This is a genomic window from Streptomyces doebereineriae (genome assembly GCF_031845645.1).
Classification (GTDB): domain Bacteria; phylum Actinomycetota; class Actinomycetes; order Streptomycetales; family Streptomycetaceae; genus Streptomyces; species Streptomyces canus.
Window position 1 is genome coordinate 913958 of record NZ_JAVREZ010000001.1, and the last position, 12893, is coordinate 926850.

The following is a 12893-nucleotide window of genomic DNA, read 5'->3' on the forward strand; positions in this document are numbered from 1 at the left end:
GCGGTCATGCCTGCTCGCGGCCGGAGACCCGGCCCCGGCTCTCCGGCCGCTCGATGCGGAAGGTGAGCGCGGGCCAGAGCACGAGCGGCCGGGGCAGGTGCCCGCCCACGGAGCCCTGTACGTGAATCGACTGAGCCCGGCGCCGGCTGTCGAGACCGCCGTGAGCATCGAGTGCGTGGTCCAGGAGATCGGACATGTCGCGATTCCTCTCGTGTTCATGGTGCCCATGGAGGCGAGACGCCGGCTTCGGCTCAGGAACTGGCCCTACAGAGTCGGTTCGAGAATCAAACCAGATTTCCTTGACTCGGATCCCCGCGCGTGCCTACTGTTCTAAGTAGACAGAACGTTCTCCCTCTTGGAGTCGACATGACGTTCAACGATGCCCACGACGCCCCGGCGGTGGTGCTCATCCACGGGTTGTGGGTGACTCCTCGCAGCTGGGAGCACTGGGTCGCGCACTACACCGCCCAGGGGTTCCGGGTGCTGGCTCCGGCCTGGCCCGGAGTGGAGGGGGAGGTCGAGGACTTGAGGCTGGACCCCTCCTCCATGGCCGGCATCGGCCTGGAGGAGGTGGTGAACCACTACGAGGCCATCGTGCGGAACCTGGACCGGCCCACCGTCCTGGTCGGTCATTCCTTCGGCGGGACCATCGTCCAGCTCCTCCTCGACCGCGGCCTGGGCGCCGCGGGCGTGGCCATCGACTCGGCGGCGGTCAAGGGGGTCCTTCCCCTGCCGCTGTCCACCCTTCGCTCCACCTGGCCGGTGCTACGCAGTCCGGCCAACAGGGGCAAGGCGATAGGGCTTTCCCCCCGGCAGTTCCACTACGCGTTCGCCAACACCCTCAGCGAAGAGGAGTCACTGGCCGCCTACGACCGCTACCACGTGCCCGGTTCGGCCCGGGTGCTGTTCCAGGGCGCCTTCGCGAACTTCAATCCGCGGGCGGTCACCCGTGTCGACTTCCGCAACGACAGGCGCGCACCGCTGCTGTTCATCGCGGGGGGTGCGGACCACATCGTGCCGCCCAAGGTGAACAGGGCCAACGCACGCCTGTATCGGAAGTCCGCGGCGCTCACCGACTACCAGGAGTTCGCCGGCCGGTCCCACCTCACGATCGGTCAGGACGGCTGGCAGGAGGTCGCCGACTACGCCATGGGCTGGGCCCTCAACCGCGCTCTGCTCCTGGATAAGCCGCTCACCTGATGCCCGGCGTCCCCCAGAACAGAGGCCGGAATTGCCCGGCCTCTGCCATCAAGCGACACAAGGAAGTACTCACCTCATGAATCGTCGTTCCTTCTCGATCGCGGCGGCCGCGACTGCGGCAGCGGGCCTCGCGGCCACTGGAGTGCTCACCCAGACGGCCGACGCCACCACCCCGCAGACGCCCAAGCCCACGGTGGTCCTCGTGCACGGCGCCTGGGCCGACGCCTCCAGCTGGAAGGGCGTGGCCGAGCGGCTGCAGCACGACGGCTACCCGGTCGTCGCTCCCGCGGTCCCGCTGCGCGGTCTGTCGAGCGACGCCGCCTACCTCGCCGACTACCTGAAGACCGTCAGCGGCCCGATTGTGCTCGCCGGCCACTCCTACGGCGGCTCGGTGATCACCCAGGCCGCCGCCGGCAACTCGCACGTCACCGCCCTCGTCTACCTGGCGGCCTTCGCCCCCGACAAGGACGAGACGGCTTCCGCGCTGACCGCGCAGTTCCCCGGCAGCCACATCAGCGACGACCCCAACGCCTCCATCCCGACGGCCCTGAGTCCGGTGCCCTTCACCCAGAACGGCACCACGAACGTCGACCTCTACATCAAGCCGGACAAGTTCCGCGACGTCTTCCTCAGCAACCGCCGCAGTGCCCAGGAGGCCGCCGTGCTCGCCGCGGCCCAGCGGCCTGTCACGCCCCAGGCACTCGGCGAGCCCTCCGGGACTCCCGCGTGGAAGACCATCCCCTCCTGGTACCTCGTAGCCGGTGACGACCAGCTGATCCCGCCGGCCGCGGAGCGCTTCATGGCCCAGCGCGCCCACTCCCGCACGAGCGAGGTCAACGCGCCGCACGACGTACTGCTCACCAACCCCGGCACCGTCACCCACGTGATCGAGGACGCGGCGCACACCACCGCCCACTGATCACCGAGCCCGTCACGGCCTCCCGGCCGCCCATCACCGGGCAGCGCCCCGGGAGGCCGTGACGGGGCGAGTATCGCCGCCGGTGACCTGGCGGTCGCCCGCGACTGAAGGAGGGCCCATACGATATGAGCGTGCCAGCCGAACGCGATCACCAGAAAACCCCCCAGCGGTCCGCAGCGCGCGACCGCCTGCTCTCCACGGCCGCCCGGCTGTTCTACGCCGAGGGCATCCGGGCCGTGGGAGTCGACCGGGTCATCGAAGAGGCACAGGTGACGCGGGCCACCTTCTACCGCCACTTCCCCAGCAAGGAGGACCTGGTCTGCTCCTATCTGCAGGCCGAGGACCAGCGCATCCGGGACAGGGTGCAGAACGGTATGACACACGCCGGTGCTCACGCGGACGCGATGGGTCTGCTGGTCGACGGCATCGGCCAGGAAATCTGCGCTCCTGGGTTCCGCGGCTGCCCCTTCATCAACGCCGCAGCGGAATACCCGGACAAGCGGAGCCCGGTGCACCAGGCCGTGCTGACGCACCGGACCTGGTTCCACGGCGCCATCGCGGAAGCACTGCGAACCAGGGGCCACCCGGAACCGGATCACACGGCGGATGTGCTGGTGGCCCTCCGCGACGGAGCCATGGTGGCCGGCTATCTCGGCGACAGCGACACGGCCGTGGCCTCGTTCAGCCGGGCCGCCCGCTCGCTGATCCCCGCCTGACGGGCTCGTACAAGGCCGGCGGCGGTGCCTCGGCCTGCCGTTGAGCGACCCCACCCGCCGACGCATCGACTCCTGGCCTGTCCCGGCCAGCTCTGACGGTGCGCCCCGCGAGCACAAATGCGCGTACGCACACAGACCTTCAGGAATTGGCGGGCTGACCGTCAGCCAGTTGCCACAGAGAAACAAGCCCCGCATTCTGCCAGCGACAAATGCCACACCGCTCCAGCGGTGCAGGCGGCGGAGCCGCGCCCGGGCACGGGACGCGGCTCCATTGAGCACAGGGTGCCCGCGAAGTTGATCGCTGCCGGCGTCCCGCAGCCACTGGTCTGACGGGCCCGACTCGTTCCGTGAGGCCGTTCTCGCTGTTCCTCACCCGCTGCCGCAAGCAGAGAAGTAATCGAATCGATCCGGTGCGGAGAGATGTCATGGATGAACTGACGCATCCCAAAGTCATTGCCCAGCAGCTTGCCAACGCACGTGAGTTCTGGCTCGGTTATGGAGCTGAAGGAAGACGGCGCAGCGGCCTCTTCATGTACCGAAGCGGCGTCGCCGACGCCCAGTTGAACGGCGTCGTCACCTTTTCCGGCGGCAGTTTCAAAAGTGCCCTGGAAGAGGCGGAAACGGCCTTCTCTGGTCTGCCGTGGCTCTGGTGGGTCGGACCTGACAGCCGACCGGGCGTCGTCGGGGATCTGGAGTCCCACCGGTTCTCGCACGTCGGCTCGATGCCGGTCATGGCGATCCGCCTGGACCGCGTCCGCCGACCGTCCCCCACGCCCAGCCTGGAGGTCAACGTTGTCGAGGACGCAGCCGAGTTGGCGGAATGGGTGCGCTGCTGGACCTGGGCGTTCGGCATGGACACCGACCTGACCGCGAAGATACTGCGGATCGAGGCGGCGCGGCCCGAGAGTCCTGGCAGGCTGACCCGGTTCGCCGCCCGGCTCGACGGCCGGATCGTCGGCACCGCGGCGCTCTACAGCAGCCAGGGCGTGGCCGGTGTCTACGTGGTCAGCACGCTCAAGGAACACCGTGGCCGGGGGATAGGGATGCAGCTCACGGCGGCCGCTCTGCAGGCGGGACACGAGCAGGGGCTGAGTATCGGCACGTTGCAGGCCAGCAGTCTGGGCCTGCGGGTCTACGAACGGATGGGTTTCGCGGAGGTCTCCCGCTACCGGCTCTTCGCCGCACGGAATGCGGAGCCGGCGAGGACGCCGAACGCGCCGCGCTCAGTTGGGCCGAGGCTGTGACCGGGCTGGCTGCTGCCACGCCCGGTGGCCACTGGCGACTTGGGGACGGGGGATCCGTACTGGCCTGCACCGGGGCCCCTGTGGCCGGGCCGAACGGCGTGCTCAACGTGGCTGCCCTTCCCTCCGCCGACGGCATCGAGGAACTGGCCGCCCTGGCGGCCAGGGAAATGGCCACAGTCACTGGAGCATTCGGGGCTGACCGTGAGGTCTCAGCAGCGTTCATGCTCAGATCACTCAGAAACGACGACCCATCCCCACATATATGGTTTGAAAGTCAAACCGAACCGTGATTGACTTCACTCAGGCCCGGAGAACAGGCCGTCGAGGTCTGACCGCCCACACAAGGGTGCTGCTCTCCGCGTGCCTCACCATCGTCCCCGGCCGGCCACCCCCCGGGCCGGCCGGGGACCGATCGCCGACGGCGTCCCACCGCCCAGTTGCTGATGGGCGTGGGTCCGCGGTGCCCATCGTCTCGGCCACTGCCAGGAATCCGTCGAACCTAGTCCCGAGGAGATGGGACCTCATGAGTACCAGCCGTCTGCTTGCGCGGCCCTCTGCTGACACGGGCTCGCCGTCAGCCATCTGCGTGATGGCTGCCACCGATGCCGCGGTGCCGGCTCTGCGTGCGTTCACCAGAAGAACGGTGCACGCCTGGCACCCCGGAGAGCGGACGGCGACGGAAGCCCTCGCGCTCATCGTCACCGAGCTTGTGACGAACGCCTGCCAGCACAGCGGAAGCCCGCAGGTGAGCGTGCATCTGTTCGCCCACGACCGGACGCTGGGAGTGGAGGTCTGCGACAACGGCGCCTGGAAAAGGCCGGCCGGCGACGCGGGCCCCGCCGAAGAGGCCGTGAGCGGCCGTGGACTGCAATTGGTCGAGGCGTACGCCGACACGGTCCGCATACGGCGGAGTGGCGATGGCACCAGTGTGGTGGCCACCGTGGGTATCGAGACGGATGGCAGCGGCACCGATGAGAACCCTGGAAGGTAATCGGATGCCCGACTGGACCGACGCGCAAGCAGTCGCGGAGCTGCTCCACCGGCTGGCCCACGACGTACACGCCGCATCTGAGCTCATCGCGGAACTGGACGTCGCGCAACTGCGGGCCGTGTCCGACGCCGCACTGCTCCTGCATGAGGCCGTCGAAGACCACCTGATGTGACTGTTTTCCTGCCTGAGGGAGGGGAAGGGCCCGTGGGCGGCACCCTTTCATACTGCCAACTGGTCCTGCCATGCCGCTACTTCGTACCATCCGACGGCCAGAAGCCGTAGGCAAGGCCGTACGGTTGCGGCGCGCGGAGCGGCCTGCGGCCGCAGGGGCGCGGGACACCACTGGATGCCCCGTCTGTTCGAAGGACCAGGAGCGTGGCCTGTGTGTGCTTGGCCCACTTGCGGGTGGTGTACTGGCGCCGCCGCCACCTTCTGGTGCCGCTTGACGGCCCCCGGCTCCTTCGCCGCCCGGAACCCCTTCGGTGCGGCCTGCCCTTCGCCGGCAGGCTTTTGGCGGGCCGTCATCCGTTGGTAGTGGGCCGGTCTCGCGGCGCTCTTGGCCAGGTCGCACCACTCGCGACAGCAAGTGCAGTGCCTGGGCCGGCGCACGGCTGAAACACCGCGCATGCGCTGGGCTTCGTGCAACCTGTCCCTTCTTCCGCGTCACGGCATTTCGGCACACCGGTCGCCGGGGCCGGAAGGCACATTCGTCGAAGGCCTCCGATCCCGGACCGGTTCCCGACTGGCCCCTTTCAGGCCTGGAAGAAGTCCTGAAGGCCAGGCCCGAAAAGGCGGCCGGTTCAGTTCTTCTTGGCGGGAACGAAGTGCGAGCCGCTCTGCGCGAAGGCGTCCTTGCGGCTGGTGACGAACTCCTCGACGGTCAGGGGAGTGCGGTTGCCGATGACCTCGATGAGGTTGTTCGTGCCTTGGAAGATCCCGTTGCGGTAGTCGATCGCGATGTTGCTCAGGTGCTGGATCAGGTGAGCCCGCTTGCCCAGGGAGGTCAGGCCCTCCGCGAACTCCTCCACCTCGGTGGGCTCGTAGGTGACCGGGATGCCCAGAGCGCGGGACATCGCCCCGGCGATCTCGTGGTGGTCCATCTCCACCGGCCCGTGCAGGGGGTACGCCTGCCGGTCATGCGGCGCGGGGTTCTCGAGGACGGCGGCGATGACATACGCCTGGTCCACGCCGGCGACGGGGGCGTGCCGGCCGGCGCCGAGCGGAAGCCTCAGCACGCCCTCGTCGTCCTGCCGTCCCCACCACCAGCTGATCCACTCGGCGAAAAGGGTCGGCCGCAGGTGCGTGGTGAGCAGCGGGGTGCGGTCGAGCAGGCGCTCTGCCAGCCAGTGCTGGCGTGCCGCGTTGCTGGCGGCTTCGCGGCGGGCAGAGATCTGGGACATGTTGACCACGGACGTGACGCCGGCCTCGGTGGCGGCCTGGGCGAAGACGACGGTGGCGTCCAGCAGCCCGGCGGCGATCGGGTAGCAGAAGTAGGCTCCGCCGACCCCGCGCATCGCTGCGCTCACATCGTGGAAGTCGAGCAGATCACCTATGACGATCTCGGCGCCCGCGGCCGCGAGCATGCGCGAGCGGTCATCCTCTCGATGTACGAGGGCGCGCACACGGTGCCCCCTTTCCAGCAGCAGCCGCACGGTTTCGGCTCCGGTCGTACCGGTGGCCCCGGTGATGAGGAAGAGTCGGTCGTCCTTGGTGGTCATAGCGATGTCCCTTCTGAGGGTCATTGGCTCTCGCGATCGCGCGCGGGAATGCGAAAGTGGCGGATCGGGAGGCGGGGCGCCGCCGAGAGCCTGAGGCGAGACCTCGGGGATCAGCGGGCGGGCGGGGGATGCGGCTGCGGCTTCTGGTGTCCGGCGCAGTTGGACGCGAAGACGTCGCTGTCCTTGCCCTTCACCTAACTTCCCTTTCCTGTAGTCAGCAATGTACATGGCGAGCCTGGCTGGGTAAAACCATAGTCAGGTGGGCTAAGGTGTCTCGGGAAGCGACGGCGACAAACGCGCGGGTCCGGCCTGTCCGCAGGAGGTCGCACCCGCCCGTGCGGACGGCTCGTCCGAAAGGGAAAATCGATCATGATATTCGCGGATTCGCGCCCCGCTGACGCCGCAGGGGTCCTGCGGCTCGGAAGGGATCTCCCTGTCAACCGGCTCGGCTTCGGCGCCATGCAGTTGACCGGACCCGGGGTGTGGGGGCTCGGACCCCCAGGAAGCCGTCCGTGCGTTGCGTCGAGCGGTCGGTCTGGGTGTCAACTTCATCGACACCGCGGACTCCTGTGGCCCGTGTGCCAGTGAGCAGTTGATCCGCACGGCACTTCACCCCCACCCCGAGCGTCTGGTCATCGCGACCAAGGCCGGCCTGAGCCGATCGGGCCGCTGGAACATCACTTCACTCGCGGCTGCCTCTTCGGCAACTTCGGGAGTGAGATGGCAGACCACGGTGAGGTGCTGCGCAACGGCGTCGAACACTGCCTGGGACGATGCGAGCGGCAGTGACCGGGGTCCTCGCCGAAGCGGTCAGCAGCGAATCGGTGAGCGCGGGGTTCGATCCCGGGCGGACCGCTCTCTTCATCCTGTGCCCTGGGAGGGCGCTGTCACCGCCGCCCGTTGCGGTCGCTCGGGCGAGGCGCTCACCGCGTTCTTCCGCATGGTCTTCGGCAGTGTGCTCCAGCCCGGGCAGGCCGGCACTCCGTTCTGAGCCTTCACGAGGCGACCCGCCGATCCCGCGTCTCCGGTGGCGGAGGGGCTCCGTCTCAGTGCCGGATACCCGACGGCTCCTGGGTGCGCTGGCGGGCGCGGTAGGCGCGCAGGTTGGCGGGGTGACCGCACTTGCGTACGTCGTGCCAGACGCCGCTGTTGTTCCGTGACCGGTCGAAGAACGTCACTCGGCACCGCTCGCTGCGGCAGACCTTCAGCCGCCGCCAGGTGTCGGCCCGTTGGGCGTGGAGCATCTCGATCAGGATCAGTGACACCATGCCTCGCCAGCCGCTGCCGGCCGGTTCCACGTGGACGGTGCCGTCAGGGTCGAGCCGCAGGGCCGCGTCGAACGGCACGTGCGGGAGTGCACCGCGCTCGCCGGCCGGCTCTTCCTCGGCCTTGATGAGCTGGTCGCGCAGTCCGTCGCGGAAGGCGCGCAGGTGCTGCACATCGTCGCCGTCGAGTTGGATCGGCGGCTGGTCCTGCGCCGGGTTGCGGTCGCGCCAGATGGCATTCAGCCAGGCCTGGGCATCGTCCCGGTCGAGCAGGAGATCTGTCTCCCGGGGTTTGCCGGCCGACAGGGTGTTGAGCAGGTCCTGGACCAGGGCCAGCCCGTCGGGGGCGGGCTCGGTGTCGTATCGGTCGGTGGCGGGCCATGTCATGAGGAAAACGACTCCAGCAGCGACTGAACCAACGGGCGGAAATAGGCGTAGAGCTATCACATATTACCTCATCGCGTCGGTGGGCCCGGTGGGGCGATGTGGCCGGCCTTGCGTGGAGGCATGCACACCAGTAAAAAGTAATAAGCAAAAGCGTTTTGCCTATAACGTTCTCGTTTGATCATCTGGCGCTCTTCGCCGCCTGACCTCCTTCCCAGCCCTGACCGAACAAGGGAGCTCTCATGCCACAGAGTCAACTCACGTACGAGGTCTTCGTCGCCCCGGGAATCCCCACGACGGTCACGGATCTGCCGCCCGACCTGGACCGCCGGATGTGGTCGCCGATCTCCTCGACCCTCATCCAGGGGGAGAGGGACGCCGTCCTCGTCGACCCGCTCATGACGGTCGCCCAGGCCGATGCGCTGAGCGAGTGGGTGGCCGCCCGGGGCAAGCGCCTCACGGCGGTGTACATCACTCACGCTCACGGTGACCACTGGTTCGGACTCGCGAAGATCCTTCGGGACTTCCCGAAGGCCCGTGCGCTGGCCCTTCCGCATGTGGTGGAACGCATGCAGGCGCAATCGAGCCCGGACTTCGTGAAGTCCTTCTGGAACGCCCGTTTCCCCGGCCAGATCCCCGAGGACCTCGTGCCGGCACAGCCCATGGACGAGCCGTTCATCGAGCTCGAGGGGCACCGGCTCGAAGCCATCCCGCTCGGGCACACGGACACCGACGACACCACGTGTCTGCACGTGCCTTCCCTGCAGCTGGTGGTGGCCGGGGACGCCGTGTACAACAACGTCCACCTGTACCTCGCCGAGTCTTCCCAGAAGGGCAGGCAGGAGTGGCTCGCGGCGCTCGACCGCATCGAAACCCTCACACCACGGCTGGTCGTGGCCGGCCACAAGGACCCTCAGGCGCCGGACACGGCGGCCGCCATCGAGGAAACGCGGGCCTACATACATGACTTCGCGCGCCTGGAGCAGGACGCGACCTCAGCCCTGGAGCTCTACGAGGCGATGCTCAAGATCCACCCCGACCGGATCAACCGCGGGGCGCTGTGGGGGTCGGCGCGGGTCGCTCTGGGATGACCGGCGAATGCGCGTGAGGAGCACTGAACGCCGGGGACTGCTCCGGCAGTGCTGAGGGGTTCCTGAAGAGCCCGGCCCACCGCGGGCCGGGCCTTCGGCGCGTCCGCGCCGTGCACACCAGTGGACGGCACAAGGGCCGTACCGCTGCGCGGAGACGATGCCGTCAGGAGCTCCTGCGACAGCGTGGGCGGAGCGAACCCCCGGGGCGGTTAGCTCCCCCCACGCCGTGGTGCTGGATGGGCTCATGGCGCGGTGGTGCCAGATGCCGGCCGGGGGAGAGGACGCCGTCAGCCGGCGGTACTCGTCAGTCCAGGGCGACGGCCCGGACCTCTTCGGGGCTGACCGCGACGAGCGTCTCCTGCGCCGTCGCGCGACGCGCGGACAGGGCCATGAATCCGAGAGCGAGGACGCAGGCGACCGCGCTCGCGACGGTTCCCAGCGCCGCGGAACTGCGGACGCCGACGGCGTTGACCGCGACGCCGCTCAGCAGCGAACCGCTCGCGACGGCCACCTGCACCACGGCCGTGAACGTCGCGTTGACGGCCTCGGTGGAGAACCTGTCCTGCCCGTAGGTGTAGAGCCAGTGCTGCAGGGCCACCGGCGCGTTGCCCCACGCCAGCCCCCACAGGGCGAGCCCCACGCAGACGGAAGCCGTCACCGTGCCGCCCGCGCTCAGTGCCAGGAGGCCGCCGGCGCCGAAGACGAGAGTGGCGATCACGGTGCCACGGATGCTGCGCCCCAGGAGAGCGCCGCCGCCGAAGTTGCCGACGATGGTCAGCGCGCCGTACCCCAGCAGCAGACCGCTGGCCAGTCCGGCGGCGAGGCCGGTGACGTCGTGGAGGTAGGGCACGACGAAGGTGTAGGCGCTGAACTGTGCGAACACGACGAGGAAGACGACGGCGAGGATGACGTTCGCGGGCACCGAGCGCAGCAGCGGACGGAAATGCGCCATCGTCACGCGGTCCGCGGTCGGTATCTTCGGGATCGCCAGCGCCTGGACGAGGGCGGCGATGACCGCGACCGCGGCGGCCGCGAGAAACGTCGTCCGCCAGCTGGTGTGGGTGGCGATGAGGCTGCTGCTGGGCACACTGACCACGGATCCCACCGCGATGGCGCCGAAGACGACCGACGACGCGGTGTGCACGATCCGTGCGGGGACGAGCCGGGCCGCGGCGGAGACGGAAGTGGCCCAGACGCCCCCGATGCTGATGCCGAGGATCAGCCGGGAGACGAGCATCATCGTGAAGCCGGTCGTCGCGGCGGACAGGACGCACGACACGGCGATCAGTGCCGTGAGCCCGATGATGGCCAGTCGCCGGTCGAGGCGTCGCATGAGGACGGTCGCGGCGGGTGCGGCGAGGGCGCCGGAGAGGGCGGGCAGGGTCACGAGCAGGCCGGCGGTGCCTTCGGTGACCCCCAGTCCCTCGCTGATCTGGGGCAGCGCGCCGACCGGAACGAACTCCGAGACGACCACGGCGAAGGAGCCCAGGGCGATGGCCACCACCGGTACCAGCGGATGCCTGGAGCGCGGACGGGCGTGGGTGGCGGAGGGCGGTGAGGACATGACGGTGTTGCCTTTCTCGGGGAAACGATCTTTTGAGACCGATCGGTGCGGAATTAGGGTGTGCGAAAGACGGGACGGACAGGACTGGTAGAAAGCGGAGAGTCAGCGCACGGACGACAGCAGATCGTCCGCGGCCGCGTCGAGCTCCGGCTCCGACGCCCCCAGACGTGCCTGCACGCGCAGGCCGAGCCAGCCGTTGTGGACCGCCTGTGCGGCCCGGTCGAGCTGCTGCGGCCGGACGGTCGCCCACCGCTCCTCCTGGCGCAGGAGCCAGGCGATCCGCTCGGCGGAACGAGTGAAGTATCCGCAGACGGCGGCGTGAACGTCCGGGTCGTCCGGCCGCTCCGTCGCCGCGTTCACCGCGAAGCAGCCCGCAGGACAGCCGGGCAGGGCCACGTGCGACCGCAGCAGCGCGCGTACGCCGACGAGTCCTTTGCCCGGTGCGGCCTCGACCGCCTGTGCGTGGGACTCCTCCGCGTGCTCGATGTAGGTCGTGAGCGTGCGCAGGTAGAGGTCGTGCTTGCTGCCGAAGGTGTCGTACAGGCTGCGCTTGCCGATTCCCATGGCAGCCATGAGGACGTCGGTGGAGGTGCGCTCGTAACCGTTCCGCCAGAACTCGAACAGCGCCTTCCGCAGTGCGTAAGCCGGTTCGAAGCTCTTGGTCCGTGCCATGAGGGCCCTCCTGACGAGAACAGTAGGTAATGAGACCGGTCGGTGCAATATGTTGCGGGGAGACGGACGCCACACTTCGCCACCGGCCCGGCAGGCGTGGAGCCACTCCCGCCGCACCGCGGTCACCACTCGATGGCGACCTTGCCCAGGTGTGCACCGGAGGCGAAGTAGCGCAGCGCTTCGCTCAGGTCTTCCAAGGGGAAGGTCCGGTCGATCACGGGCCGCAGTCCGGAGTCCTCTACCGCGCGGACCAGGTCGCGCTGCTGCTCGTGGTTGCCGACGAGGACGCCGTTCAGCCGGATCTGCTTCATGTTGATGGCGCCGGTCGGGATGTCCCCGGACAGCCCGGTCAGGACGCCGATCACGCTGATGCGGCCGCCGACGCGGACCGCCTGGATGGACTGGGGCAGGGTCGACGGACCGCCCACGTCCAGTATGAGATCCGCACCGTTGTCGTCCGTCAGTTCGCGGACCCGGCCCCCCCACTCGGGCTGGGACCGGTAGTTGACGACGTGGTCTGCTCCGAGCGCCTTTGCGCGGTCGAGCTTCTCGTCGGAGGAGGACGTGACGATCGCAGTGGCACCGGAGAGCTTCGCGAGCTGCAGGGCGAAGACGGAGACACCGCCGGTGCCCTGTAGCACGACCGTGTCGCCGGGCCTGATACCGCCGTTCTCGTGCAGGGCAGTCCATGCCGTGAGACCGGCCACGGTCAGGGTGGCGGCTTCGGCGTGGGAGTAGCCGTGCGGGGCTCGCTCGAACTGGGCGGCGGGCGCGACGACGATCTCACGCGCGTAGCCCGGCACACCTATGCCGGGAGTGGTGCCGAAGTGGTCGATCACCGCCCTGCCCGCCCGCCATCCGGGGAAGAAGCGCGCGAAGACCGCGTCGCCGACGGCCAGTTCGGTGACTCCTTCACCCACGGCCTCGACCACTCCCGCTCCGTCCGCGAGGGGGACATGGCCGACCGGAGTGTCCGTGCTGCCCATGACGATGGTGTCGTGATAGTTCAGGGCGCTCGCGTGGACGCGTACCCGCACCTCACCTGGTCCGGGGCGGCCCGGATCCGGGAGGTCGGTGACCTCCAGGACGTCCATTTCCCCGGGATGCCTGACGATGACGGCCTTCATGG

14 protein-coding genes and 1 pseudogene are annotated in these 12893 nt (G+C 68.9%); 9 read left to right on the top strand and 6 right to left on the bottom strand.

Features of this window, described 5'->3' with window-relative positions:
• Positions 1-4: 4 nt before the first annotated feature.
• Positions 5-196 (bottom strand): hypothetical protein, encoded by a 192-nt coding sequence (locus RNB18_RS04305; protein ID WP_311712785.1) that lies wholly within the window; start codon positions 194-196, stop codon positions 5-7.
• 170 nt (positions 197-366) lie between these two features.
• Between RNB18_RS04305 and RNB18_RS04310 the strand changes: the two genes are divergently transcribed.
• From RNB18_RS04310 to RNB18_RS04335, 6 genes are all read left to right on the top strand, one after another.
• A complete protein-coding gene (locus RNB18_RS04310; RefSeq protein WP_311712786.1) occupies positions 367-1200 on the top strand; it encodes an alpha/beta hydrolase in 834 nt (277 codons plus the stop codon).
• A gap of 76 nt (positions 1201-1276) precedes the next feature.
• Positions 1277-2119, top strand: coding sequence for an alpha/beta fold hydrolase (locus RNB18_RS04315; protein WP_311712787.1), 843 nt, complete (start codon positions 1277-1279; stop codon positions 2117-2119).
• Between the two features lie 125 nt (positions 2120-2244).
• Positions 2245-2835, top strand: a complete 591-nt coding sequence (locus RNB18_RS04320; protein ID WP_394817581.1) for a TetR/AcrR family transcriptional regulator — start codon at positions 2245-2247, stop codon at positions 2833-2835.
• Positions 2836-3260: 425 nt separating this feature from the next.
• Positions 3261-4079: a GNAT family N-acetyltransferase gene (locus RNB18_RS04325; protein ID WP_311712789.1), complete on the top strand. Its 819-nt coding sequence runs from the start codon at positions 3261-3263 to the stop codon at positions 4077-4079.
• A 523-nt stretch (positions 4080-4602) separates the two neighbouring features.
• The gene (locus RNB18_RS04330; protein ID WP_311712790.1) at positions 4603-5070 is read left to right on the top strand and encodes an ATP-binding protein; all 468 of its coding nucleotides are present in this window, start codon (positions 4603-4605) and stop codon (positions 5068-5070) included.
• 4 nt (positions 5071-5074) lie between these two features.
• A complete protein-coding gene (locus RNB18_RS04335) occupies positions 5075-5242 on the top strand; it encodes a hypothetical protein (RefSeq protein ID WP_311712791.1) in 168 nt (55 codons plus the stop codon).
• Positions 5243-5870: 628 nt separating this feature from the next.
• Here RNB18_RS04335 and RNB18_RS04340 read toward each other — a convergent pair.
• Positions 5871-6788, bottom strand: coding sequence for an NmrA family NAD(P)-binding protein (locus tag RNB18_RS04340; RefSeq protein ID WP_311712792.1), 918 nt, complete (start codon positions 6786-6788; stop codon positions 5871-5873).
• A gap of 369 nt (positions 6789-7157) precedes the next feature.
• Between RNB18_RS04340 and RNB18_RS04345 the strand changes: the two are divergent.
• Together RNB18_RS04345 and RNB18_RS04350 are read left to right on the top strand one after the other, a co-directional pair.
• Positions 7158-7455: pseudogene (locus tag RNB18_RS04345) on the top strand (aldo/keto reductase); the annotation flags it as partial.
• Positions 7456-7656: 201 nt separating this feature from the next.
• The gene (locus tag RNB18_RS04350) at positions 7657-7779 is read left to right on the top strand and encodes a hypothetical protein (protein WP_311713035.1); all 123 of its coding nucleotides are present in this window, start codon (positions 7657-7659) and stop codon (positions 7777-7779) included.
• Positions 7780-7834: 55 nt separating this feature from the next.
• Here RNB18_RS04350 and RNB18_RS04355 read toward each other — a convergent pair whose 3' ends face one another.
• Complete coding sequence (locus tag RNB18_RS04355; RefSeq protein ID WP_311712793.1) at positions 7835-8440, bottom strand: CGNR zinc finger domain-containing protein; 606 nt, start codon at positions 8438-8440, stop codon at positions 7835-7837.
• 239 nt (positions 8441-8679) lie between these two features.
• Between RNB18_RS04355 and RNB18_RS04360 the strand changes: the two genes are divergently transcribed.
• Positions 8680-9528, top strand: a complete 849-nt coding sequence (locus RNB18_RS04360; RefSeq protein WP_311712794.1) for an MBL fold metallo-hydrolase — start codon at positions 8680-8682, stop codon at positions 9526-9528.
• A gap of 304 nt (positions 9529-9832) precedes the next feature.
• Here RNB18_RS04360 and RNB18_RS04365 read toward each other — a convergent pair whose 3' ends face one another.
• The 3 genes from RNB18_RS04365 to RNB18_RS04375 form a co-directional block, all read right to left on the bottom strand.
• A complete protein-coding gene (locus RNB18_RS04365; protein ID WP_311712795.1) occupies positions 9833-11092 on the bottom strand; it encodes an MFS transporter in 1260 nt (419 codons plus the stop codon).
• A 102-nt stretch (positions 11093-11194) separates the two neighbouring features.
• On the bottom strand, positions 11195-11764 hold the full coding sequence (locus RNB18_RS04370) for a TetR/AcrR family transcriptional regulator (RefSeq protein ID WP_311712796.1): 570 nt from the start codon (positions 11762-11764) through the stop codon (positions 11195-11197).
• 122 nt (positions 11765-11886) lie between these two features.
• Positions 11887-12891, bottom strand: a complete 1005-nt coding sequence (locus tag RNB18_RS04375; protein ID WP_311712797.1) for a zinc-dependent alcohol dehydrogenase family protein — start codon at positions 12889-12891, stop codon at positions 11887-11889.
• Positions 12892-12893: the final 2 nt, after the last annotated feature.